Source organism: Bacillus sp. VA15 (assembly GCF_055721145.1).
In genome coordinates this window covers 636,818-660,688 of the sequence record NZ_JBVQPQ010000002.1, presented here as the reverse complement: position 1 = coordinate 660,688, position 23,871 = coordinate 636,818, and the positions used below count along the sequence as shown (strand labels likewise).

At 45.8% G+C, this 23,871-nt stretch carries 22 protein-coding genes; 16 read left to right on the top strand and 6 right to left on the bottom strand.

Features of this window, described 5'->3' with window-relative positions; genetic code table 11:
* Positions 1–7: 7 nt before the first annotated feature.
* Both AC0DBE_RS08265 and steT read right to left on the bottom strand, forming a co-directional pair.
* The gene (locus tag AC0DBE_RS08265) at positions 8–625 is read right to left on the bottom strand and encodes a DUF47 domain-containing protein (RefSeq protein WP_014113501.1); all 618 of its coding nucleotides are present in this window, start codon (positions 623–625) and stop codon (positions 8–10) included.
* A 276-nt stretch (positions 626–901) separates the two neighbouring features.
* Positions 902–2,218, bottom strand: coding sequence for a serine/threonine exchanger (steT, locus tag AC0DBE_RS08260; RefSeq protein WP_472961757.1), 1,317 nt, complete (start codon positions 2,216–2,218; stop codon positions 902–904).
* 384 nt (positions 2,219–2,602) lie between these two features.
* Here steT and AC0DBE_RS08255 point away from each other — a divergent pair, with 384 nt between their 5' ends.
* The 4 genes from AC0DBE_RS08255 to AC0DBE_RS08240 all read left to right on the top strand — a co-directional run bounded on the left by AC0DBE_RS08255 (position 2,603) and on the right by AC0DBE_RS08240 (position 6,980).
* Complete coding sequence (locus AC0DBE_RS08255) at positions 2,603–3,553, top strand: ring-cleaving dioxygenase (RefSeq protein ID WP_472961755.1); 951 nt, start codon at positions 2,603–2,605, stop codon at positions 3,551–3,553.
* A gap of 101 nt (positions 3,554–3,654) precedes the next feature.
* Positions 3,655–3,801 (top strand): hypothetical protein, encoded by a 147-nt coding sequence (locus AC0DBE_RS08250; protein ID WP_120698821.1) that lies wholly within the window; start codon positions 3,655–3,657, stop codon positions 3,799–3,801.
* A gap of 6 nt (positions 3,802–3,807) precedes the next feature.
* Positions 3,808–5,997 (top strand): glycosyltransferase family 39 protein, encoded by a 2,190-nt coding sequence (locus tag AC0DBE_RS08245; RefSeq protein ID WP_472961752.1) that lies wholly within the window; start codon positions 3,808–3,810, stop codon positions 5,995–5,997.
* 11 nt (positions 5,998–6,008) lie between these two features.
* Positions 6,009–6,980, top strand: a complete 972-nt coding sequence (locus tag AC0DBE_RS08240; RefSeq protein WP_014113506.1) for a glycosyltransferase family 2 protein — start codon at positions 6,009–6,011, stop codon at positions 6,978–6,980.
* A 173-nt stretch (positions 6,981–7,153) separates the two neighbouring features.
* Here the strand turns inward: AC0DBE_RS08240 and AC0DBE_RS08235 are convergent, their stop codons facing one another.
* Together AC0DBE_RS08235 and htrA are read right to left on the bottom strand one after the other, a co-directional pair.
* Complete coding sequence (locus tag AC0DBE_RS08235; RefSeq protein WP_041520925.1) at positions 7,154–7,330, bottom strand: hypothetical protein; 177 nt, start codon at positions 7,328–7,330, stop codon at positions 7,154–7,156.
* Positions 7,331–7,488: 158 nt separating this feature from the next.
* Positions 7,489–8,847 (bottom strand): serine protease HtrA, encoded by a 1,359-nt coding sequence (gene htrA / locus AC0DBE_RS08230; RefSeq protein WP_041520926.1) that lies wholly within the window; start codon positions 8,845–8,847, stop codon positions 7,489–7,491.
* 171 nt (positions 8,848–9,018) lie between these two features.
* Between htrA and proG the strand changes: the two genes are divergently transcribed.
* The 10 genes from proG (at position 9,019) to AC0DBE_RS08180 (ending at position 19,648) form a co-directional block, all read left to right on the top strand.
* The gene (proG, locus tag AC0DBE_RS08225) at positions 9,019–9,837 is read left to right on the top strand and encodes a pyrroline-5-carboxylate reductase ProG (protein ID WP_014113509.1); all 819 of its coding nucleotides are present in this window, start codon (positions 9,019–9,021) and stop codon (positions 9,835–9,837) included.
* Positions 9,838–10,216: 379 nt separating this feature from the next.
* Positions 10,217–11,041, top strand: coding sequence for a D-aminopeptidase DppA (gene dppA / locus AC0DBE_RS08220; RefSeq protein ID WP_014113510.1), 825 nt, complete (start codon positions 10,217–10,219; stop codon positions 11,039–11,041).
* A 15-nt stretch (positions 11,042–11,056) separates the two neighbouring features.
* Complete coding sequence (gene dppB, locus AC0DBE_RS08215) at positions 11,057–11,983, top strand: dipeptide ABC transporter permease DppB (RefSeq protein WP_014113511.1); 927 nt, start codon at positions 11,057–11,059, stop codon at positions 11,981–11,983.
* Between the two features lie 5 nt (positions 11,984–11,988).
* Positions 11,989–12,951 (top strand): dipeptide ABC transporter permease DppC, encoded by a 963-nt coding sequence (gene dppC, locus AC0DBE_RS08210; protein WP_472961747.1) that lies wholly within the window; start codon positions 11,989–11,991, stop codon positions 12,949–12,951.
* A 4-nt stretch (positions 12,952–12,955) separates the two neighbouring features.
* On the top strand, positions 12,956–13,963 hold the full coding sequence (gene dppD / locus AC0DBE_RS08205; RefSeq protein ID WP_061187309.1) for a dipeptide ABC transporter ATP-binding subunit DppD: 1,008 nt from the start codon (positions 12,956–12,958) through the stop codon (positions 13,961–13,963).
* A gap of 2 nt (positions 13,964–13,965) precedes the next feature.
* Entirely contained in the window at positions 13,966–15,615 is a 1,650-nt protein-coding gene (dppE, locus tag AC0DBE_RS08200) for a dipeptide ABC transporter substrate-binding protein DppE (RefSeq protein ID WP_242733421.1), read from the top strand.
* 87 nt (positions 15,616–15,702) lie between these two features.
* The gene (locus tag AC0DBE_RS08195; RefSeq protein ID WP_409509642.1) at positions 15,703–16,662 is read left to right on the top strand and encodes a S66 peptidase family protein; all 960 of its coding nucleotides are present in this window, start codon (positions 15,703–15,705) and stop codon (positions 16,660–16,662) included.
* A complete protein-coding gene (ykfB, locus tag AC0DBE_RS08190; protein WP_472961744.1) occupies positions 16,659–17,759 on the top strand; it encodes an L-Ala-D/L-Glu epimerase in 1,101 nt (366 codons plus the stop codon). Before AC0DBE_RS08195 ends, ykfB begins: the two co-directional genes overlap by 4 nt.
* Positions 17,756–18,646 carry a C40 family peptidase gene (locus tag AC0DBE_RS08185; protein WP_087987188.1) on the top strand — a complete coding sequence of 297 codons (891 nt, stop codon included), beginning with the start codon at positions 17,756–17,758 and terminating at the stop codon, positions 18,644–18,646. The genes ykfB and AC0DBE_RS08185 overlap by 4 nt, the downstream gene beginning before the upstream one ends.
* Before the next feature lie 12 nt (positions 18,647–18,658).
* Positions 18,659–19,648 carry an ABC transporter ATP-binding protein gene (locus AC0DBE_RS08180; protein WP_088679473.1) on the top strand — a complete coding sequence of 330 codons (990 nt, stop codon included), beginning with the start codon at positions 18,659–18,661 and terminating at the stop codon, positions 19,646–19,648.
* 38 nt (positions 19,649–19,686) lie between these two features.
* Here AC0DBE_RS08180 and pgl read toward each other — a convergent pair whose 3' ends face one another.
* A complete protein-coding gene (gene pgl, locus AC0DBE_RS08175) occupies positions 19,687–20,733 on the bottom strand; it encodes a 6-phosphogluconolactonase (protein WP_472961741.1) in 1,047 nt (348 codons plus the stop codon).
* Positions 20,734–20,820: 87 nt separating this feature from the next.
* Positions 20,821–21,681: a dimethylarginine dimethylaminohydrolase family protein gene (locus AC0DBE_RS08170; RefSeq protein ID WP_268454027.1), complete on the bottom strand. Its 861-nt coding sequence runs from the start codon at positions 21,679–21,681 to the stop codon at positions 20,821–20,823.
* Between the two features lie 188 nt (positions 21,682–21,869).
* Here AC0DBE_RS08170 and AC0DBE_RS08165 point away from each other — a divergent pair, with 188 nt between their 5' ends.
* Both AC0DBE_RS08165 and hmpA read left to right on the top strand, forming a co-directional pair.
* Positions 21,870–22,388, top strand: coding sequence for an acyl-CoA thioesterase (locus AC0DBE_RS08165; protein ID WP_041520929.1), 519 nt, complete (start codon positions 21,870–21,872; stop codon positions 22,386–22,388).
* Positions 22,389–22,634: 246 nt separating this feature from the next.
* On the top strand, positions 22,635–23,834 hold the full coding sequence (gene hmpA / locus AC0DBE_RS08160; RefSeq protein ID WP_472961739.1) for an NO-inducible flavohemoprotein: 1,200 nt from the start codon (positions 22,635–22,637) through the stop codon (positions 23,832–23,834).
* Positions 23,835–23,871: the final 37 nt, after the last annotated feature.

Sequence of the window (23,871 nt, the reverse complement as noted above, 5' to 3'; positions counted from 1 at the left end):
CCCCTCGTTACGCGTTTTTCATAATGATGGTTTCAAGATTATTGGCAACACTTTGGCAAGAGTCGGCTATTTCTTCAAGCGTTTCGTAAATTTCACGATATTGAATGACTTTGATCGGATCTGTTTCATTTCCGAAAAGATTCTTTAATGATTTTCTGTGCAGGTTGTCACAGCTGTGCTCATACTCTTTAATTTTGATCGCGTGAGGCTGAATATCTTTTAAGCGGTTTTCTGCCAGCAGCTCAATTGTAATTAAAATTTCTTTGGCACATTCTCTGATGTATCCGCTGAATTTATCGATATGCTCGTCTGATGAAGTAATCGAGAAAATCTCCATCATAGCAGAGAAGTGTTCGATTCCGTCGAGCACATCATCCAGGCTGTTTGTCAGCTGAAGGATATCTTCGCGTTCAATAGGAGTGATGAACGCTTTGTTAAGCTCTTTAATCATGACATGAACATGATTGTCACCTTTTGTTTCAAATTCTTTTAACGTATCTGCGAATTCTTTAAGCGTCGTTTGGTTTGTGACCTTAAAGTTCACAAAATATTCGGCAGTTTCGTCTATATTTTTTGCGATTTCTGTTAAAAGGAGTGAGAACTTATCTTTTTTTCTTCTTATCATTAAAAACCCTCCATAGTTTGAATGAGACAATGCACACATCAAATTATTATATAGCCTTTTGTCGAAAAAAAACAGGTTAAGTCGAAAAAAACACGGCTTGACTTTTTCGGCAAATCATGTCCACTTATTTTGGCCTACTTCGGTTTAAAAAAACGACCCAAGTTTGCACAATCTTTCAGCTTAACGTAAAAAGTATATCAAAAGTTGTATTTTTCCTGTCAACTTTTATCTTCTGTTTCACCAAAAAACGGTTCCCTAAACAAGGGAACCGTTTTATCAGCTTGCTTTTCGTTTTTTCATCCAGTAGTAAACAGGCAGTCCGGCAAGGCCGATGAGGATGGATAAACCGCAGCTCAGTGTATCTGTAATGAGTGTGCTTCCTAACACAAAGAATGAACCTGCGATGGCCAAAATCGGCATGAATGGGTATAGCGGAACACTGTAAGCGCGCTTTTCTCCCTTTGTTCGCTTGCGGAGGATAAATACCGCAAAAAAGGCCATCACATAAAAAATGTAGATCATGAAAATAGAGATTTCCGAAAGCTTATCAGGGTTGCTGATCAGCATCAAAATCAAAGCCACGATAATTTGGAAGGAAATCGCAATCCATGGTGTGCGGAACGTCGGGTGTACTTGTGACAATTTTTCAGCAAATGGCAGCTGTTTACGTTCTGCCATCGCAAATGATACACGCGGGAAAGAAAGGACCTTTCCGTTTAAGCAGCCGAAGATGCTGACAATAATCCCGACACTGATCAGCTTTCCGCCAATTGACCCGAACAGCATGGTGGCAGCAGTGCTTGTCGCATTTTCACCAAGTGTGACAATTTCGTTCGCAGACAGGATGTGAAGCAATGCAAAATTAATGAAAATATAGATGGCTGTTACGATTAATAATCCGCCCGTCATTGCGCGTGGCAGCAGCTTTTCGGGATTTTTCATTTCTCCGCCGAGAGCGGCCAGAAGAATCCATCCGTCGTAAGCAAACAATGTAGCCAAAATCGCTGCTCCGAAATTCATATCGGCAATGCTTTCGTTTACTGCTGTGAAGATGTGCTGATCGCCTTTCCAAAGGCCAAAGATGATGATGCATGCAATCGGAATCAGCTTTCCGACCGTTGTCAGTGTTTGGACAAAGCCGCCGTATTTTGTACCGATAATATTAATGACACATAAAAAGAGAACTGCTATAATTCCGATTACTTTTGATAGTCCAGATCCCCAGCCGAAAAGATTGGCCATTAAAGATCCAAAATATAAACCCAGCGCACCGATAATCGCCGGACCGTAAATGATAATCTGCACCCAGCCGCACAAAAATCCCCAAAACTCGCCGTATACTTCCCCAAGGTACGTATAAAGCCCGCCGGTTTTTGGAATCTGCGTTCCGATTTCCGCGATTGTCAAACCGCCTGCCAATGTTAAAATACCGCCTAACAGCCAGGCGAACAGCGCTGTCTTTGAATCACCTGAATAAGCGAGCACAGCGCCAGGCTTCATAAAAACACCTGAACCGATAATGGTTCCGATGACAAGAGTAAGGGCAAACAAGAGGCCTATCTCTTTTTTCAAACCGTTGTCTTCAGTATGCATGTCCTTAACCTCCTATGATGTTGAAGCTTCATGAGAAGAATCTTTTTTCATATTGTAAACCCTATTTTAGAAAAGTGAAATAAAATAAATTTTCTGATTTTCGATATTTGCTTTGTTTGTGGTTAGTAAACCTGTGAAAACGTCTGATTTAATAAGTGATAAGCGAATAAATATATGGTTTTGTAGTTAGAAAGTTCGTGTTTTTCGGGCGGGATTTAACCGAAACTGAGGATGCGATGAGAACCCAGCAAAATAACGAACCTTCGCTGAAGCTGATATGTTGACTTTCCCATGCGAATAAAATACCTTGTAATTAGAACAATAAATATACAACTATGATATAATATCTCGAAATCGAGATAAAATGACCTGGAGGGACAGTATATGAAAGTCAATGGCATTCACCACGTGTCGGCATTAACGGCCGACGCACAAAAAAACTTAGATTTCTATAAGAAAGTATTAGGATTAAAACTTGTCAAAAAATCCGTCAATCAGGATGAACCGACAATGTACCATCTGTTCTACGGAGATGAAGTGGCAAATCCGGGAACTGAGCTGACGTTTTTCGAGATCCCCCGCATTGCGCCGTTTCATGCGGGAACAAACAGTATTTCTTGTATTGGTTTGCGCGTTCCAAGCACAGAAGCCCTGCATTACTGGAAAGAACGTTTTGAAGAGCATCAGGTGGCGCATAGCGGCATCACCCAAAGAGCGGGACGTGACATATTGGCATTCCAAGATCATGAAGGACAGCGCCTTGTGCTGAGTGCTGATGAGAAAGGAAAAGGATATGGCCTGCCTGTTAAACAAAGCGACATTCCAGAAGAATTTTCGTTTCGCGGGTTAGGGCCGGTTGAACTGACTGTGCCATATGCTGAACCAACCTTACACGTATTGACGAATATTCTTGGATTTACAGAAAACAATCGTGAAACAGTCGAAGGACAAGGAACCGCCGTTATTTTGGAATCTGGAGAAGGCGGTGCTGCAACGGAAATCCATTTAATAGAAAGAAACGATCTTCCCCGCGAGCGCCAAGGCAAAGGAAGTGTTCACCATGTTGCATTTCGGGTAAGAGATGAAGAAGAACTTGCCGGGTGGCACCAGATCATCAGCCGGGAAGGCTATAGCAATTCCGGCATCGTTGAACGCTACTACTTCAAGGCGCTGTATTTCAGAGAGCCGAACGGCATTTTGTTCGAGTTATCAACAGACGGTCCGGGCTTTATGGTTGATGAAAACCTTGATGAGCTCGGCCAAACGATCGCACTTCCGCCGTATCTTGAGCATCGAAGAGCTGAAATTGAAGCAAAACTAAAACCGATTCAATAAATTGTAATTGATTTGCCTTCCGGCGCTGCCGGAAGGCTTTTTTTTAATATCGTCATACATTTTGACATGAACAGGATGGCTTATTGGGGAGGAACTATCAGATACCGATTGGGAGAAATGGCTTAAACCCCGTTGTATATATGGGCGATTGGCATGAAATGGTCTCGGCAAAAATATTGTCTTTGTTTATTAATAGTTTATTCATATTTGCTTGTTACACTATTTCAAAGTTAGACAAAAAGGAGTGAAAAAAAGTGGAAAAGAAAAAACGCGAGCTGGATATTGTCCTCATCCTCATTTTGCTCGCATCTGCATTCTTAAATATCTATAACATTTGGACGGACGACACGGTGAATCCTTATTACACCGCGGCAGTTACAAGTATGATGCAAAGCTTTCATAATTTCTTTTATGCTTCGTTCGATGCTGCCGGCTTTATAACAGTTGATAAACCGCCTATTACATACCAAATCCAAACGATCAGTGCATTGATATTTGGTATGCATGGGTGGAGCGTCATTCTGCCTCAGGCATTAGCGGGTGTAGGTTCAGTCCTCCTTATGTACTTGCTGATTAAGCCGACATTCGGAAAAACAGCGGCGCGCATTGCCTCATTTGTTATGGCATGTACACCGATTGCTGTAGCTGTAGCACGTACAAACAATGTTGATGCATTACTAGTATTTTTCTTATTGCTGGCCACATGGCTTCTCTTTAAAGCGATCAGAAAAGGAAAGCTGATCTGGCTGTTAGCAGCATTTTTCGTTGTTGGAGTAGGCTTCAATACAAAAATGCTTCAGGCTTATATGATTTTGCCGGCCTTCTTATTGTTCTATCTGATTGCGGCAAACGCCACAATAAAGAAAAAAATCATTTCCTTGGTAAGTGCTTTAGCCGTATTAGCAGCCGTTTCCTTATCATGGCCGCTCATTGTTGACAATATCCCTGCAAGCAAGCGGCCTTATATCGGAAGCAGCCAGACCAACTCCGTTTTGGAATTGGCTTTCGGATATAACGGGATTCAGCGGCTGACAGGCCAAAATTCCGGCGGCGGCCAGGGCGGACCAAACGGAGACGCTTCAAAAGAAATGTCTTCTTCTGATAACAGTTCAACACAAAATCAAGCACCGCCTAATCAGTCATCAAGCAGCAGCTCATCAAGTGATGACAAATCATCAAATGGCAATATGACGGCACCTCCATCCAATGGTGAAATGCCAAGCGGCGGTCAAGGAGGCCCTCCAAGCGGCGGAGATGGCGGCCAAGACGGTCCTGGTGGAGACGGAGGGAAAGGCGGTGCAGGAACCAGCTCGAAAATGCAATCAGGTTCAGGAATGTTCGGAACGGGAACACCTGGTCCGCTGCGGCTTTTCCAACAAGAATTATCTGATCAAATCAGCTGGCTTCTGCCATTTGCGATCTTTGGAATCGCAGGCTTACTGATCGCTGGGGCAAGAGAAAGAAGAAGATTATCTGCAGAGCAGAAGGAAACGGTGTTCTGGGTTGCATGGCTTGTTCCGATTGCCGGATTCTTCAGTGTTGCAGAATTTTTCCATCATTATTATCTCATTATGCTGGCACCGCCGATAGCGGCTCTTGTCGGTGCGGGATGGGTTGCCCTTGTTCACCTGCACCGCAATCAGACAGGCTGGAAATCATGGCTACTGCCGGCAGCGATTATTGCGACAACTGGATTTGAATTGTTTATTCTCAGAAACTACAACGATCAAATTGGTGCAGGCTGGAGCATTGGCGTAGGTATTATCGGCGTGATGTCAGCGATTGCTCTGCTGCTGTTCAAACAGCGCCAAAAACCGATCAGTTATTATGTATCACTTGCAGCTCTTCTCGCATTGCTGGTGATGCCGATTTATTGGGCAAGCACACCGCTTCTGTACGGGGGCAACAGCTCACAGCCTGAAACAGGTCCTCAGCTTGCATCCACCATGAGCGGAAAAGGCATGGGAATGTCTGATGCAACTGTAAATGAAAAACTGATCAAATATTTAGAGGAGAATAACTCCGGAGCTGAATACCTGTTCGCCACAACCGACTCGAACACAGCGGCGCCATATATTATTAAAACGAAAAAAGCTGTCATGGCTATTGGCGGATTCAGCGGTTCTGACCCGGCTATCACGCTGACTCAATTCAAAAAGCTTGTAAAAGAAGGAAAAGTGAAATACTTCTTAGCTTCTGGAAGAGGAAGAGGCGGAAACAATGACATTGTTGAATGGGTTGAGAAAAATGGGAAAGAAGTGTCTTCAGATAAGTGGCAATCAAGTTCTGATCAACAATCATCATCTGATCAGAAAACAGAAAATACTGATTCAGCTGATACTTCAAACAACAGCAAGTCTTCAGGCGAAAACAGCCAAATGGGTGGCGGACCTGGCGGAATGAATCAGTCAGCTACATTATACGAACTACATGCTGATGAATAGGAGGAAAAAGCATGAGCAGACATATTCAATATTCAGTTGTTGTACCTGTGTATAACGAAGAGCTTGTCATTCATGAAACCTATCAGCGCTTAAAAGAGGTCATGGATCAAACGAAGGAAAACTACGAGCTGCTTTTTGTCAACGATGGAAGCAAAGATCGCAGTATTGAGATTTTAAGAGAACACAGCCTGATCGATCCGAGAGTGAAAATCATTGATTTTTCAAGGAACTTTGGGCACCAGATCGCCATTACAGCGGGTATGGATTATGCACTGGGGAATGCAATCGTCGTCATTGACGCCGATTTGCAGGACCCTCCTGAACTGATTTTAGATATGATTGACAAGTGGAAGGAAGGCTATGAGGTCGTATACGCCGTACGGACAAAACGAAAAGGGGAAACCTTTTTCAAAAAACAAACTGCGGCTATGTTTTACCGGCTTCTAAGCAGCATGACGGATATTGATATCCCGATTGATACAGGGGATTTCCGCCTCATGGACAGAAAAGTCTGTGATGAAATGAAGAGATTAAAAGAAAAAAATCCTTTTGTCAGAGGGCTCGTCAGCTGGGTGGGCTTCAAACAGACAGCGGTCGAGTATGTACGTGATGAAAGGCTTGCTGGAGAAACAAAGTACCCGCTGAAGAAAATGCTGAAGCTTTCAATGGATGGCATCACGACATTTTCGCACAAACCGCTGAAGCTGGCGAGCTATGCGGGGATGTTAATGTCAGGTGCTGGATTTCTGTATATGTTTATCGTGCTGTATCTGAAGCTATTCACAGACAGCACGATTACCGGCTGGTCATCACTTATTGTGATCCAGCTCCTGTTCAGCGGCATCGTTCTTCTAATTCTGGGCATGATCGGCGAATATATCGGCAGAATCTACGATGAAGCTAAAGACAGGCCGCTTTACATCGTTCAGAAATCATATGGAATTGAAAATAAAAGACTCTATAGAGACCAGCATATGTCGTAACCTGAAACCCCTGTCCGTGACGGACAGGGGCTTTTTATGTTCTGCGCGATGATCAAAGCAACAGATGCTGATCGTTTGATAGGACTAAGGGATTGTGAACTTGCACTGCGGTTCAGTCATGCTGAAATAAAAACAGCAAAGCTTAAAGATTTCGTCTTCGGCTTTGCTGCATGTCAGCTGTTATATTGAGGGGCTTTTAAGAAACGCATGATCACTGCCGTACCAGTGACGTTTAATAGAATACTGGTACCCAGTACAACTCCCCACGTCAACGTCGATTCAGAGAGAAGAAAGCTTAGCAAGAGAAAAGCCAATCCTGCGCAGATCATACTCAATCCCACGGTTTTCATGTTCATACCTCCTTGCAAACGATGTCTCAAGCATCGGATGAGAATGATGTCAGTCTGTCATATATACGGATGCCTCGGAAGAAAGTTTCATAGAGCAGTTAGGTCTCTAGTCTAATAAAAAAGCCTCAGACCGCTTTTGCGGCCTGAGGCGTTATGTCTTACGAAGTTGTTTCTTCTTTTTGGTCGAGTTTGATTTTTTTCGTCATTTCTTTGCCGTTTCTGAGAATTTTCACTTCAACAGTGTCACCGATGTTTGCGTCCTTATATAAGATATTGCGCAATTCACTGCCTGTATCGATTTCTTTGCCTTTCAGGCTGATGATAATATCCTCCGCTTTCAATCCAGCCTTTTCAGCAGGAGAGCCTGAAGCGACCTCACGGATGTATACGCCCTTATTTAGCTGATTGCCGAACAGGCCGAGTGTGCCTTCTTGGTAGTTTTGCGGCACTTGTTCTAAATCAAGCATGCTGACACCGATATACGGACGTTCAATTTGTCCTTTAGACAGCAATTCTTCTGCAATCGGTTTTACGTCATTGCTTGGAATTGCAAATCCGATGCCCTCTACATCATCTTCACTGATTTTCATACTGTTAATGCCGACAATTTTGCCGGAAGTATTTAACAATGGGCCGCCGCTGTTACCTGGGTTAATTGCCGCGTCAGTCTGTATCACATTAATGCTTGTTTGACCGGCTGATGTTGACATTGAAACCGTTCTGTCCACACCGCTTACAATTCCTTGTGTTACTGTGCGGGACAGGTCTTTTCCGAGCGGATCTCCAATCGCAATGACGGTCTCGCCTGTTCTGAGATCAGATGAATCACCGAAGCTTGCCACTTTTGTTACGTGGTCATCACTGATTTGGAGGACCGCTAAATCTGTTAAGGAGTCACTGCCTACCAGCTTTGCTGTCACCTCAGTGCCGTCATATAAAGAGACCTTCAGTGAAGATGCCCCTTCTACGACGTGGTTATTCGTAATAATATAAGCCTTGCCGTTCTCTTTTTTGAAAATGACACCAGATCCTGAACCGCTTTCTGTATCTTCGCTGGAACCAGATGAACTAGAGCCGAACAAAGAGCTGTTTGACTGAGCTTGAAGATTTGTAATACCGACAATCGCCGGTGAAATGTCTTCCACCATATCTGAGATTTTAGAAGAATCCTCGCTCTTAAATGCAGATGAGCTGCTTGTGCTTGACGTGCTTTTGCCAGATTCAGAGGACGTGCTTTTAGCTGTAACAGATTGTGTTTGCTGCTGGCTGGCTGATTGTTTTGCAGTGTCCTGAGAATCATGGTCGCCAAGCGGTGTAAACGTGTAAATGCCAAGGGCGAGACTGCCGCCGATCACTCCGCCAAGCAGCGGTCTGAACCATCCGAACCCACGTTTTTTCTTCTCCTGATCATGAATGACATTGCGGGCTGAGTAGGAGGTGCTCTGATCGTTCTCTTTCGCTAGAAAGACCTCACTCTCATTGCCTTCCGTTCTGTTTTCGTCACGATAGTTATCCATCATGTTCACTCCGTTTCTCTATTTTCACTAATTTCTTTTTGATTATGATAGGTTTATGACTTGAGTTTATCATAAACAAAAACTGTGGGATAAAAATGAAAAGATTATGGGAAATTGTGAAAAAGTGCGGAAAACGGTACACTTCATATTGTATATGAAAGGACTGAGTCGATGGAACAGATTGGATTGATTGGATATGGCAGCATGGCCGATATGATCGCCAGGCAGCTGTTGAAGCATGAACAAATCAAGGAGCATGAGCTCTTTATTGAAACAAGAACGAAGGGGGAGCGGCTGCAGGCGCTGATGTCAGATTATCCAAATGTATCGGCTGATTCGCTCGAGAACTGGGCGGCAACGTGCCGTTTGATTTTTATATGTGTCCCGCCGCTAAATATGATTGAAACGCTGCGCCGTCTGCACCCGTATGTGAACAGGAATACGCATATCGTTTCCATTGCTGCCGGTGTGCCGTTGCGTCTTTTGGAGGCTGAAACGGAAGCCGGTATATCACGTTTCATTCCTGCGATTACATCCGAAGCAGGAGCGGGCATCTCGCTTGTCGTTCACAGTGAAACACTGACAGCGGATAAAAAAGAACGCCTGAATGAACTGTTATCGGTTTTCAGCCGTGTACGAGAAATCAAAGAATCGAATTTGGATGCCGCCAGCAATTTGACGAGCTCGGCACCAGGGTTCATAGCTGCAGTCTTCGAAGAACTGGCTCTGTCTGCAGTCAGAAACAGCAGCCTGTCCAAAGAAGAAGCCTTTGATTTTCTGATTCATTCACTATACGGAACTGGCAAGCTGCTGATCGAAAAGAAGATGTCTTTCGAGGAAACGCTGGAACGTGTCGCAACGAAAGGCGGAATTACAGGTGAGGGAGCTGAAGTGATACACGCCTCTGTGCCGGACGTTTTTGATGAGGTGTTTGAAAGAACCTTGAAAAAATATAAGCTTCTTACAGAACAGGCGGAGAAACAGACATGAATCCTTTGAAAGAGGATTCTTCAGCGTGTCGACAAAGCCTCGCATTCTTTGTCAGATCTGTGCGTTGGTGTTCACATTCTCAAAGGAACGGCGATGTTCAGGCGTCCTGCCTGAACATCGCCGTCATCACATCCTGTGAAAGGCCTGCTCCAATGCTCGTCCTTCCTAGACTTCAAGGGTTTTCAATCACGCTGAAATGATGACAACATCCCAAAACGAAAACCGTTTTAGGATGTTGTCAACTATCTGTTGAATCCTTAAAAGAGGATTTTTTTTATCATTGAATCGTTGTGATTTCCTTCAGTTATATTGCATTTTTCCTCTTTTTTTAATATAATTTGTTAGAATATTCATAATTTAGTAAAAAAGGAGGAACGTTATGAAACTGTACATGTCAGTAGATATGGAAGGTATTTCGGGTCTTCCGGACGATACCTTTGTGGATTCCGGCAAGCGCAATTATGAACGCGGGCGGCTCATCATGACTGAAGAAGCAAACTACTGTATTGCCGAAGCGTTTAACAGCGGGTGTACCGAGGTGCTTGTCAATGACAGCCATTCGAAGATGAATAATCTGATGGTTGAAAGGCTTCACCCTGAAGCAGACTTGATATCCGGTGACGTCAAACCATTTTCAATGGTAGAGGGGCTGGATGATACGTTTACAGGCGCTTTGTTTCTCGGTTATCATGCGAGAGCTTCAACCCCCGGTGTGATGTCACACAGCATGATTTTCGGCGTCCGTCATTTTTACATAAACGATCGGCCTGTCGGTGAGCTCGGGTTAAATGCATACGTTGCCGGTTATTATGATGTCCCGGTCTTAATGGTAGCCGGAGATGACCGGGCGGCAAAGGAAGCGGAAGAGCTCATTCCGAATGTTACGACAGCCGCTGTCAAACAAACCATTTCAAGATCCGCAGTGAAGTGTTTGTCCCCTGCGAAAGCCGGCCGGCTGCTGACAGAAAAAACCGCATTTGCCCTGCAAAACAAGGACAAAGTCAAACCGCTCACACCGCCTGACAGACCGGTTCTGAGCATTGAGTTCGCCAATTACGGCCAAGCAGAATGGGCGAATCTGATGCCGGGAACTGAAATAAAGCCGGGAACCACAACCGTTCAATTTCAGGCGAAGGACATGCTTGAAGCCTATCAGGCGATGCTTGTCATGACTGAGCTTGCGATGCGGACATCATTCTGCTAAAGGGGTGTTGAGGCTTTGGCGCGATACATGATGAAGCGTTTTTGGGCAATGGTAGCTACGATTTTGGTGATTACCACCCTGACTTTTGTTCTCATGAAGGTCATTCCCGGATCTCCTTTTAACGAGGAGAGAGGTACAAATGAAGCCGTTCAAAAAAATCTCGAAGCCTACTATCACTTAGACGATCCTCTCATTTTCCAATACATCATCTACCTAAAATCCATCATTACATTCGATTTCGGACCTTCAATTAAAAAACCGTCAGACAGCGTAAATGATATGCTGGAACGCGGATTTCCCGTTTCCTTTGAGCTTGGAATGACAGCCATTGTCATAGCCGTGATCTCTGGGCTGGTGCTGGGCGTAATCGCTGCGCTCCGCCGCAATGGCTTTTTGGACTACGCCGCGATGAGTCTCGCGGTACTCGGCATCTCCATCCCGAATTTTATTCTGGCAACATTGCTCATTCAGCAATTTGCCGTCAATCTCAAACTATTTCCCGCTGCCACATGGACGAGCCCGGTCCATATGGTGCTTCCGACCGCAGCGCTTGCTGTAGGACCAATGGCGATCATTGCTAGGCTGACACGGTCAAGCATGGTCGAAGTCCTGACACAGGATTATATCCGCACTGCAAAGGCAAAAGGGCTTTCTCCGTTCAAAATTATCGTAAAACACGCACTCAGAAATGCACTCATGCCCGTCATTACCGTCCTGGGCACACTCGTCGCAAGTATTTTAACAGGAAGCTTTGTCATTGAAAAAATCTTTGCCATTCCGGGAATGGGAAAATATTTTGTTGAAAGTATTAATCAGCGGGACTATCCCGTGATTATGGGAACGACCGTTTTTTACAGCGTCATTCTGATCATCATGCTGTTTTTGGTCGATTTGGCCTACGGTCTGCTGGACCCGCGCATTAAACTGCATAAGAAAGGGTGAAGCGTGTGAATCTCCCTGTACAAACAAATGAACGCCAGCCAGAGCAGCACATTCAGGTGCCGGATGAGTGGTTTGTCTCGAATCAGGAAAAAACTCGAGAAGCCGATTCGGTCAAGCGGCCGAGTTTGTCATACACGCAGGATGCTTGGAGGAGGCTGAAGAAAAATAAATTAGCGATGGCGGGACTCTTTATTCTTTTATTTCTTTTTGTCATGGCAGTTATTGGGCCCTTTTTATCGACCCATAGTGTCGCGCGCCAATCGCTGACCGAGCAAAATCTCCCGCCTTCAGCCGATCATTGGTTCGGCACCGATGAGCTCGGCCGGGATGTGTTTACCCGAACATGGTATGGAGCGAGGATTTCGTTATTTGTCGGAGTGATGGCAGCGCTGATTGATTTTGTGATCGGTGTCATTTACGGAGGCGTTGCCGGCTATAAAGGCGGCAGGACTGACAGCATCATGATGCGGATTATCGAAGTGCTGTATGGCTTGCCGTATCTCCTTGTTGTCATTTTGCTGATGGTGCTGATGGGGCCGGGACTGGGCACCATTATTGTGGCACTGACTGTGACCGGATGGGTCGGGATGGCGAGAATTGTAAGAGGACAGGTGCTTCAGATTAAAAATTATGAATACGTACTCGCATCGAAAACCTTTGGTGCGAAAACCTTTCGTATCATCCGGAAGAATCTGCTGCCGAATACAATGGGAGCGATCATCGTACAAATGACATTAACCGTACCTGCCGCTATATTCGCAGAATCTTTTTTAAGCTTTCTCGGCCTCGGCATACAGGCTCCGTTTGCAAGCTGGGGTGTGATGGCGAATGACGGCCTGCCTACGATTTTGTCCGGGCATTGGTGGCGCCTGTTTTTTCCGGCCTTTTTCATCTCCTTGACGATGTATGCGTTTAATGTGCTGGGGGACGGATTACAGGATGCGCTCGACCCTAAGCTGAGGAGGTAGCTGTATGGAAAAAGTTCTGTCAGTCAAAAATCTGCACGTTTCTTTTACGACTTACGGCGGGACGGTTCAGGCGGTCAGAGGGGTGAGCTTTGATTTGTATCAAGGTGAAACCTTTGCAATCGTCGGCGAATCCGGCTGCGGCAAAAGCGTTACCTCCCAAAGCATCATGGGCCTGCTTCCGCCCTATTCGGCGAAAGTGACGGACGGCAGCATCCTATTTAAAAACAAAGACCTTTGCCGTCTCTCTGACAAAGAAATGAGAAGCATAAGGGGAGCCGACATATCTATGATTTTTCAAGACCCGATGACAGCATTAAACCCGACGCTGACTGTCGGAGATCAGCTGGGGGAAGCGCTCCTGCGCCACAAAAAAATGAGCAAAAAGGCGGTACGGGAAGAGGTACTGTCCATGCTGTCATTGGTCGGCATTCCCGATCCCGAAGAGCGTCTCAAACAGTATCCCCATCAATTCAGCGGCGGCATGAGACAGCGGATTGTCATTGCGATGGCGCTGATTTGCGAGCCAGACATCTTAATCGCAGATGAACCGACCACTGCCCTTGACGTGACCATTCAAGCGCAGATTTTGGAGCTGTTTAAAGAGATTCAGAGAAAAACGAATGTGTCTGTCATTTTGATTACACACGATTTAGGGGTCGTTGCCCAGATTGCTGACAGAGTTGCAGTTATGTATGCCGGTAAAATGGCGGAGATCGGCACGAGAAAAGATATTTTTTATCAGCCGCAGCACCCTTATACGAAAGGGCTGCTGAACTCTGTCCCGAGGTTGGATATGGAGGGCGCGGAGCTGATTCCGATTGACGGAACGCCGCCGGATTTATTTTCACCTCCGCCAGGCTGCCCGTTTGCCGCCCGCTGTCCGAACAGGATGATCGTGTGTGACAGGATATACCCGGGCAAGACCATCAGATCTGACACGCACACTGTCAACTGCTGGCTGCAGGATCAACGGGCTGAACATGCAATGCTGTCCGGAGGTGCGAAGGATTGATCATGAAAAGGGGGAAGAGGATGAAACGAGTGAAAAAGCTATGGGGAATGGGCCTTGCATTAGGACTTTCGTTTGCGCTGATGGGATGTACAGCGAACGAACAGGCCGGAAAGGAAAGCGGTAATGATAAGGCAAAAACAAGCGGGGAAAAGGTGCTGTATATAAATAACGAAAATGAACCGACTTCGTTCGATCCGCCGATCGGTTTTAATAATGTGTCGTGGCAGCCGTTAAATAACATCATGGAGGGGCTGACACGTCTTGGCAAAGAGAATGAGCCTGAACCGGCAATGGCGGAAAAGTGGTCTGTATCAAAAGATAAAAAAACCTACACATTTACGATTCGAGAAAATGCGAAATGGACAAACGGAGATCCGGTAACGGCCGGAGACTTTGAATACGCGTGGAAACGGATGCTTGATCCGAAAAAAGGCGCTTCATCTGCGTTTCTCGGCTATTTTATTGAAGGCGGCGAAGCGTATAACAGCGGGAAAGGGAAAAAAGACGGTGTGAAGGTGTCGGCAAAGGATGATCGAACCCTTGAAGTAACACTTGAAGCACCGCAAAAATATTTTCTCAGCGTCGTGTCCAATCCGGCGTATTTTCCAGTAAACGAAAAGGTCGATAAAGAAAATCCAAAGTGGTTTGCTGAGGCAGATACATTTGTCGGGAACGGTCCGTTTAAGCTGACGGAATGGAAGCATGATGACAGCATCACAATGGAGAAAAGCGACACGTATTGGGATAAAGATTCCGTGAAGCTTGATAAGGTGAAATGGGCGATGGTCAGTGACAGAAATACAGATTATCAGATGTTTCAGTCTGGTGAACTGGATACCGCTTATGTCCCTGCTGAATTAAGCGATCAGCTGCTGGATCAGGACAATGTCAGTATTGTTGACCAGGCGGGCCTCTATTTCTACCGGTTTAATGTGAACATGGAGCCGTTCCAAAATGAAAACATCAGAAAAGCCTTTGCGATGGCTGTCGATCAGGAGGAAATTGTAAAGTACGTCACGAAAAATAACGAAAAACCGGCACACGCCTTTGTATCGCCTGGATTTACGCAGCCTGACGGCAAGGATTTCCGTGAAGCGGGCGGAGACCTGGTCACACCAAATGAAAGCAAAGCGAAGCAGCTGCTGGAAAAAGGCATGAAGGAAGAAAACTATGATAAGCTTCCTGCGATTACTCTTACTTACAGCACAAAGCCGGAGCATAAAAAGATTGCTGAGGCGATCCAGCAAAAATTAAAAAATACCCTTGGAGTCGATGTGAAGCTGGCCAATATGGAATGGAACGTATTTTTAGAGGATCAAAAAGCGCTGAAATTTCAATTCTCTCAAAGCTCATTTTTGCCTGACTACGCGGACCCTATCAGTTTTCTGGAAGCCTTCCAAACAGGAAATTCGATGAACCGCACAGGCTGGGCCAATAAAGAATACGATCAGTTGATCAAGCGGGCGAAACATGAAGCCGATGAAAAAACGCGTTTCTCCCTAATGCATCAAGCGGAAAAGCTGCTGGTCAATGAAGCGCCGATCATTCCGGTTTATTTCTACAACCAGGTCAACCTGCAAAACGAAAATGTAAAGGGAATCGTCCGGCATCCTGTCGGCTATATCGATTTAAAATGGGCGGATAAAAACTGACGCCGGCGATTGGGAAAATACTGCTTCTTTATGCGAAGGAGCGGTATTTTTTCTCTTTCTTGCACGTATACGTAGGGTGCAGAGCAAATGAAAGGAGTGATTCAGTTGAATCACAAGCCGAAAGCGCTGAAAAAGGGTGACACAGTCGGAGTGATTGCGCCTGCAAGCCCGCCGGATCCAAAGCAGCTTGACACCGCGCTTTTATTTTTAAAAGAGCTCGGACTTCAGGTGAAATTGGGCAAGGCACTGAAAAACCAGCACGGCTATTTAGCGGGACAGGATGATGAGCGGCTGGCTGATCTCCATGAGATGTTCAGAGACGAGGAGGTAAAAGCAGTGCTGTGCGCATGCGGGGGTTTTGGGACAGGACGTATCGCCGCCGGCATTGATTTCAGCTTAATCCGCAAATATCCTAAAATCTTCTGGGGATACAGCGATATTACGTTTTTACATACTGCCATCCATCAAAACACAGGTCTTGTCACCTTCCATGGCCCGATGCTCAGTTCAGATATTGGTCTCGACGACGTTCACCCGCTGACAAAAGCGTCGTATGAGCAGCTCTTCCAAGAGAGGGAATTCACCTATACAGAAGACCTTTCTCCGCTGACCGTGCTTGTTCCTGGAAAAGCGGAAGGCGAACTTGTCGGAGGAAATCTCTCTTTACTGACGTCTACGCTGGGCACGCCGTTTGAAATTGATACGAGAGGGAAGCTTCTGTTTATTGAAGATATTGACGAGGAGCCATATCAAATCGACCGGATGCTGAATCAGCTGAAAATGGCGGGAAAGCTGACGGATGCAGCCGGAATTCTTGTTTGTGATTTTCACAACTGTGTCCCGGTGAAGAGGGAAAAGTCTCTGTCGCTTGAGCAGGTGCTTGATGACTATATTGTATCAGCGGGCAAACCTGCTCTGAGAGGTTTTAAAATCGGCCACTGTTCACCGAGTTTCGCCGTTCCGATCGGTGCGCAAGCTGCTATGAATACAACACAAAAAACAGTCGTGATCGAGGCGGGCGTTTCAGAAGGGGCGCTGAAGACATGAAAATCACGCGAATAGAAACAAGCCGAATCGCCGTACCGCTGACAAAGCCGTTTAAAACTGCGCTTCGCACTGTGCATACGGCTGAATCGGTCATAGTAAGAATCACTTATGACAGCGGCGCAATCGGATGGGGAGAAGCGCCCCCGACGATAGTGATTACAGGAGACAGCATGGATAGCATTGAAAGTGCAATTCACAATGTCTTGAAGCCGGCACTGCTTGGAAAAAGCCTGTCCGGCTGTGAGGCCATCCTGCACGACATCCAGCACCTCCTGACAGGTAATATGAGCGCTAAGGCGGCTGTGGAAATGGCGATATACGACGGTTGGGCGCAGATGTGCGGACTGCCACTTTATCAAATGCTTGGCGGATACCGAGATACGCTGGAAACGGATTATACAGTCAGTGTCAACTCACCTGAAGAGATGGCAGCTGATGCCGAGAATTATCTCAAACAAGGCTTTCAAACGCTGAAAATAAAGGTCGGAAAAGATGAAATCGCAACAGATATCGCCCGTATCCAGGAAATCAGAAAACGTGTCGGATCAGCCGTGAAACTGCGTTTAGACGCCAATCAGGGGTGGACGCCGAAGGAAGCGGTAACTGCTATTCGGAAAATGGAGGATGCCGGTCTTGGCATAGAGCTTGTCGAGCAGCCTGTCCATAAAGATGATCTCCCTGGGCTTAAAAAGGTGACAGATGCGACAGACACACCGATTATGGCCGATGAAAGTGTTTTTACGCCGCGGCAGGCGTTCGAAATTCTTCAAACCCGGAGCGCTGACTTGATCAATATTAAATTGATGAAAGCGGGCGGCATCAGCGGAGCAGAGAAAATCAATGCCATGGCTGAGGCGTGCGGAGTAGAGTGCATGGTCGGCAGCATGATTGAAACGAAGCTGGGCATTACGGCCGCGGCGCATTTTGCGGCAAGCAAAAGAAACATCACACGCTTTGATTTTGACGCGCCGCTGATGCTGAAAACAGATGTCATCAAAGGCGGCATAACATACAGCGGCAGCACGATTGCGATGCCTGACAGACCGGGTCTCGGAATCACCGGAGCTGCGCTTTTGAAAGGGGAAATAGAGCAATGATGCACACTGTCATATCAGCAGTGGCCAACATCTGGACAGCGCCTGATTCACCTCGGCCATCTGATCAAGCGATGCTTCGTCCGACCGTATTGATCAGAGACTGGCTGGAGCGCATGACGTATGATGAGCGGCTTGGATTATGTACAGACAATGTGATCCAAACTCAGGTTCTCTTTGGCGAAAAAGTACTGGTGACGGCGGAACAGGGTGAATGGGTTTCTGTGATCGTGCCGAGCCAACCATCCCGAAAAGATCCACGCGGATATCCGGGCTGGATGAAAAAGAACCAGCTGAAAAAAACAAGTCCCATCCATACACAAAAAGATGTCATGATCAGCAAACCTGCTGCCTTTTTGTACAAAAGCAATGGAGAAAAGGAGATCGAACTGAGCTTTTTGACGGTTCTTCCCCTCATTGCAGAAGAAAACGAATATTTTAAGGTTTCGACCGTTTTTGGGGAAAGGTTTGTGAAGCAAACTGATGCAGTGCCTGTCCGCGAACAGAAAGGGACTGCTGAAGACATCATTCAAACGGGGGCGTTTTTTCTCGGGCTTCCCTACCTGTGGGGAGGGATCAGCGGGTTTGGGTTTGATTGCTCCGGGTTTATGTACAGTATATTTAAGGCCAATGGATACAGCATCCCCCGTGATGCAGGAGATCAGGCAAAGGCTGGGAAGGAAATCCCGCTTGATGATATGAAAGCCGGTGACCTGCTGTTTTTTGCTTACGAGGAAGGAAAAGGAGCGATTCATCACGTCGGTCTGTCCGTCGGCGATGGGAAAATGATTCATTCTCCAAAGACGGGAAAATCAATCGAAATTCTTACATTAAAAGAGACAATCTATGAAAAAGAACGGTGTGCGGTGCGCCGCTGTTTTTCAGAATAAGGAGGGAGACAAATGACGCCACTGCCTTTGTTAGAGGTCAGCCAGCTGAAAATGCATTTTGACGCAGGAAAAAAGCGGACAGTTAAAGCCGTCGATGGGGTCACCTTTCAGATTCATGAAGGAGAAACGTTTGGGCTAGTCGGTGAATCAGGGTGCGGGAAATCAACCTTGGGGAGAGTGCTGATGCGCCTTTATCAGCCAACAGAAGGAAGTGTGAAATACCGCGGCACCAACCTCCACTCACTGAGTGAGAAAGAGCAGTTTGCCTTTAACCGCAAGCTGCAGATGATTTTTCAGGATCCTTATGCTTCGCTTAACCCGCGTATGACCGTTCGAGAAATCATTTTGGAGCCGATGGAAATCCACAACCTTTACAATACCCACAAAGCGCGGCTTCTCGTCGTGGACGAGCTGCTTGAGGCAGTAGGGCTTCACCCTGATTTTGGCAGCCGTTATCCCCATGAATTCAGCGGCGGGCAGAGACAAAGAATCGGGATTGCCAGAGCGCTGTCGCTGAATCCTGAATTTATCGTGGCAGACGAACCGATTTCTGCACTTGATGTCTCGGTTCAAGCGCAGGTGGTCAACCTGCTGAAGCGGCTTCAAAAAGAGAAAGGGCTCACGTTTTTATTTATTGCCCATGATCTTTCGATGGTGAAGCATATCAGTGACAGGATCGGTGTGATGTACTTAGGGCACATGATGGAAATAACAGAGAGCGGCACCTTGTATCGCGAACCGCTGCATCCCTATACAAAGGCGCTTTTGTCCTCGATTCCGATTCCAGACCCTGAATTGGAGGACAAGCGTGAGCGCATCCTCTTAAAAGGGGAGCTGCCGAGCCCTGTCAATCCGCCGAGCGGCTGCGTGTTTCGGACCCGCTGTCCGGAGGCGATGCCTGAATGCGGGGAATCCCGCCCTCAGCTTCAGGAAATTGAAGCCGGTCGATTTGTCGCCTGCCATTTGTATCGAAATGCTGAGACGACAGAAAAGGTAAGATAGTCAAAAAAGACTGGCTCCGGAGCCAGTCTTTGCTTTTATCATTGATGTAAAAATTTCACACAAACCGGGTAAGGGACAGAGACAGTTGATGGAAGCACTGTCAATCGGCCGGTTTCTTTGTCTCTTTCAAACAGGACAAGGTTGCCTGTTTCTTCATTTGAAGCAACAAGGAATGCTTCCGTTGGATCAAATACAAAGTCCCGAGGCCAGTTTCCTTCTGTCGAAACTCTTTCCACAAAAGCCAGCTCGCCTGAATATTGATTCACTTCAAATACAGCGATACTGTCATGGCCGCGGTTTGCGACGTAAACAAAACGGCCGTCCTGTGTGACATGAATTGCACTTCCCTGGCTGTTATCTGTAAAATCATCAGGGATGGCAGAGACGACTTGGATTTCTCTGAATTCGCCGGCTGTCGGATTGTATTCAAGCGCAACCACTTCATTGCTTAATTCTGTCATCACATAAGCGTATTTTTCTTTCGGGTGAAAAGCGATATGGCGAGGCCCTGCGCCGGGAGCGAAGGAATGGCTTCCGGATTTAGCCAATACGCCGTCTTTCAGCTTATAGGTGTACAGCTTATCGGTCCCTAAGTCAACCGCTACGACATAGTTATGTTCAGGTGTGAACCCTGCGTAGTGTGTATGCGGCTTTTCCTGTCTTTCGTGCGGTCCTTTTCCTGTGTGAGCGGCTTCTGCAGCAGGAGATTGCAAGCTTCCGTCTTCCTGAACCGGAAAAGCGTGTACCTTCCCGCTGTGATAATTGGCAGTTAGTACGAACTGACTTTGATCATCGACGCTTACGTGGCATGGCGATGGCCCATCAATTAACTGATGATTCAGAAATGTCAATTCACCGCTGTTTTTATCGATTTGATAGGCAGCAACTCCGCCTTGGCCGTCTGCTTTTTCAATTGAATAAAGAATGGTGTTGTCTTTATTCGGTGTTACATATGTCGGGTTGCCCAGCTTAGCGGCAAGCTTTGGCTCGCTAAGTGTTTTTTTCTCAGTATCAAGCTCAAATGAATAAATCCCTTCGCTTCCGCCTTTTGTATATGTTCCGACATATCCTATGTACTTTGTCATGCGATTTCCCCCTTAAAATGATGTCATCTCTATATTAACGTATCTTGATAAAATAAGCTGTTCAAAACATGAAAAAGGGGAATTTCTTCACTCGCCGCGAATCAGCGGCATCGTACAGCATCTGAAGGAGCCGCCTGATTTAATAATTTCTGACAGGTCAATTTCGATGATATGATAGCCTCTTTTCGTTAGCTGTTGATTGACATGGCGGTTGCAAGGGAGGCTGATGATCGTTTTTCTACCGATTGAAAGGACATTGGTGCCAAGCGTAAATTGTTCGTCCTCGGGCACTTCAATGAGATCGTAACGTTTTGCAAGCATATTAACTGCCCCTGGTTCAAGGGCTTTAGGATAAATTAACGCTTCGTTTTCAGATACGATGTTAAATACGCAGTCCAAATGCAAAAATTTTTCATGCAGCTGCACGGGAACGACTGTATATTCAGGTAGCGCCTCTTTTAGCTGGCCAATGGCTGACATGTCGGTGCGCTGGCTGATGCCGACGTAGACGATATCTTCATCGATAATGACGTCACCGCCTTCAATGCTTGTATCAAGCATACGGGTGTAAGAAATGCCTTGGCTGTGAAAAAAATCTTTTATGATGGCTTCTTCCCCTTGGCGAATCGGTTCAGTCATGCTTGAGAGGAAGGCTTTTTCTCCGATGACAAACCCTATGTCCCTGGTGAAGACCTGCTCGGGGAGCCCATCGCGCACGGGCAAAAGAATGACTTCAATGTTGTGTGATCTGAGTGCTTTAATTAAGCGGCTGTGCTGATCTGTGGCGGTTTTGACATGAATATTGTCATCTTCAAAATGTTTTTGGGTTTCGTTAATGACATCTTTTATGGTCATGTGCTCGGGTCTGCATAAAATGACTTTCTGAAGTGTGCCGTATTCCGTTCGGCATACCGTTTTGTGCTGATGTTTCGGGATGGATAAGTCCATTGTTTGTCCTCCTGACCGTGTGAAGAATACATTTATTATTCCCTCATCATGAAAATCATTAAACGTTTTAGCAAGAAATCCTGACAGACAAAGCATTTTAAATTTTAGACAAATGGCAGAGAATATTGTTTAATAGGAGAATATGAGTGCATTTAACTAAACGATCAGACATCAAAGGGGAGAAAGGTATGGAAACACCGGAAACAAAATTTTGTAAAGAGTCAAAGGTTGTAAAAACCAGCAGGGTGTTCCCGCTTGATACAAACAATCATAATACGCTGTTTGGCGGAAAATTAATGAGCTACATCGACGACATCGCTTCTATTTCCGCGGCGCGCCATTGCAGACGGGAAACAGTAACAGCTTCGATGGACTCTGTAGATTTTTTGAAGCCAATCGGGCAAAAGGATTCTGTCTGCCTGGAGTCATATGTGACATGGGTCGGCACATCTTCCATGGAGGTGTTTGTAAAAGTCATTAAGGAGCACCTGATGACTGGCGAAAGGGAGCTCGCTGCGACATCCTTTTTGACGTTTGTCGCATTAGATTCAAATGGCAAGCCGGTGCCTGTACCGAGAGTTGTACCGGAAACAGAGGAAGAAATTATGCTGCATAATACAGCGGTTCAGCGCGCTAATGAACGAAAGAACCGCAAAAAACACAGCCAAGCGCTTGCAAATGCGCTCGGAACTGAAAAGCCTTGGTAAACGTTAAACCCAAAACATATGTTGTTTTGGGTTTTTTTGTGCTTTTCACTTTTCTGATGGTGATAATTACAATGGTTAGTCCGTTTTTGCTAGGGGATTTTATAAAAAGCAACAATTGTCACGTTAAATTGATAATTTTGTGACAACTTTATTAAAGATTCATTTTAAATATATCTTTTATTCGTGAGATCATGTATTTTAAAGATATATTTTAAATACATCTTTTTGGAAGGGATTGTTTATACGATGTTAGATAATAAAACAATCGAAATCATTAAAAGCACTGTACCCGTATTACAACAGCATGGAGAAACCATCACTGGCCGTTTTTACGATCTGATGTTCCAAGACCATCCAGAGCTTTTGAACATTTTTAATCAAACAAACCAAAAAAAGAAAACACAGCGCGCTGCACTTGCAAATGCCGTTATCGCCGCTGCGGCAAATATTGACCAGCTTGGAAATATCATTCCAGTCGTCAAACAAATCGGCCACAAGCACCGCAGTATCGGAATTAAGGCTAAACATTACCCAATCGTTGGAAAATACTTGCTGATTGCGATTAAAGACGTTCTGGGAGACGCTGCGACACCTGACATTATGCAGGCATGGGAGAAAGCGTACGGAGTAATCGCTGACGCGTTCATTGGAATTGAAAAAGAAATGTATGAGCAGGCGGAGCAGCAAACTGGCGGCTGGAAGGAGTATAAGCCGTTCGTTATCGCGAAAAAAGAGCGGGAAAGCACAGAAATTACATCCTTCTATCTGAAGCCGGAAGACGGCAAGCCGTTACCTGATTTTCAAGCAGGGCAGTATATCAGCATTAAAGTGCAGATTCCTGATTCTGAATATACGCAAATCCGTCAATACAGCCTGTCAGATATGCCGGGAAAAGACTATTATCGCATTTCAGTGAAGAAAGACGGTGTCGTGTCTTCCTATTTACACGATGGACTGCATGAGGGAGATTCAATAGAGATCAGCGCACCGGCAGGGGACTTTGTTTTAGATGCTTCATCTCAAAAAGATCTCGTTCTGATCAGTGCCGGAGTTGGCATTACACCAATGATCAGCATGCTGAAAACGTCTGTTTCCAAGCAGCCTCAACGGCAGATTCTGTTCATTCATGCCGCGAAAAACAGTGAGTATCACGCATTGCGTCATGAGGTGGAAGAAGCGGCAAACCATTCTTCTGTCAAGACAGCATTTGTGTATCGCGAGCCGACAGAGGAAGACCGTGCAGGTGATCTTCAATTTCATGAAGGACAGATTGATCAGCAGTTCCTAAAAGAACTGATTGCCAATACAGATGCGGATTATTATATTTGCGGTTCACAGTCATTTATTACAGCAATGCATAAACTTGTGTCAGACCTTGGATCAGCGCCGGAGTCTATCCATTACGAGCTGTTCGGCCCGCAATTAAGTATGGCACAGTCCGTTTGATCACATAAATGAAACTCTTCTCTTTTCTGAGAAGAGT

Coding starts and splice junctions, on each gene's coding strand:
- AC0DBE_RS08265 (WP_014113501.1), bottom strand. CDS start 625: ATGATAAGAAGAAAAAAAGATAAGTTCTCACTCCTTTTAACAGAAATC.
- steT (WP_472961757.1), bottom strand. CDS start 2,218: ATGCATACTGAAGACAACGGTTTGAAAAAAGAGATAGGCCTCTTGTTT.
- AC0DBE_RS08255 (WP_472961755.1), top strand. CDS start 2,603: ATGAAAGTCAATGGCATTCACCACGTGTCGGCATTAACGGCCGACGCA.
- AC0DBE_RS08240 (WP_014113506.1), top strand. CDS start 6,009: ATGAGCAGACATATTCAATATTCAGTTGTTGTACCTGTGTATAACGAA.
- AC0DBE_RS08235 (WP_041520925.1), bottom strand. CDS start 7,330: ATGAAAACCGTGGGATTGAGTATGATCTGCGCAGGATTGGCTTTTCTC.
- htrA (WP_041520926.1), bottom strand. CDS start 8,847: ATGGATAACTATCGTGACGAAAACAGAACGGAAGGCAATGAGAGTGAG.
- proG (WP_014113509.1), top strand. CDS start 9,019: ATGGAACAGATTGGATTGATTGGATATGGCAGCATGGCCGATATGATC.
- dppA (WP_014113510.1), top strand. CDS start 10,217: ATGAAACTGTACATGTCAGTAGATATGGAAGGTATTTCGGGTCTTCCG.
- dppD (WP_061187309.1), top strand. CDS start 12,956: ATGGAAAAAGTTCTGTCAGTCAAAAATCTGCACGTTTCTTTTACGACT.
- dppE (WP_242733421.1), top strand. CDS start 13,966: ATGAAAAGGGGGAAGAGGATGAAACGAGTGAAAAAGCTATGGGGAATG.
- AC0DBE_RS08195 (WP_409509642.1), top strand. CDS start 15,703: ATGAAAGGAGTGATTCAGTTGAATCACAAGCCGAAAGCGCTGAAAAAG.
- ykfB (WP_472961744.1), top strand. CDS start 16,659: ATGAAAATCACGCGAATAGAAACAAGCCGAATCGCCGTACCGCTGACA.
- AC0DBE_RS08185 (WP_087987188.1), top strand. CDS start 17,756: ATGATGCACACTGTCATATCAGCAGTGGCCAACATCTGGACAGCGCCT.
- AC0DBE_RS08180 (WP_088679473.1), top strand. CDS start 18,659: ATGACGCCACTGCCTTTGTTAGAGGTCAGCCAGCTGAAAATGCATTTT.
- pgl (WP_472961741.1), bottom strand. CDS start 20,733: ATGACAAAGTACATAGGATATGTCGGAACATATACAAAAGGCGGAAGC.
- AC0DBE_RS08170 (WP_268454027.1), bottom strand. CDS start 21,681: ATGGACTTATCCATCCCGAAACATCAGCACAAAACGGTATGCCGAACG.
- AC0DBE_RS08165 (WP_041520929.1), top strand. CDS start 21,870: ATGGAAACACCGGAAACAAAATTTTGTAAAGAGTCAAAGGTTGTAAAA.
- hmpA (WP_472961739.1), top strand. CDS start 22,635: ATGTTAGATAATAAAACAATCGAAATCATTAAAAGCACTGTACCCGTA.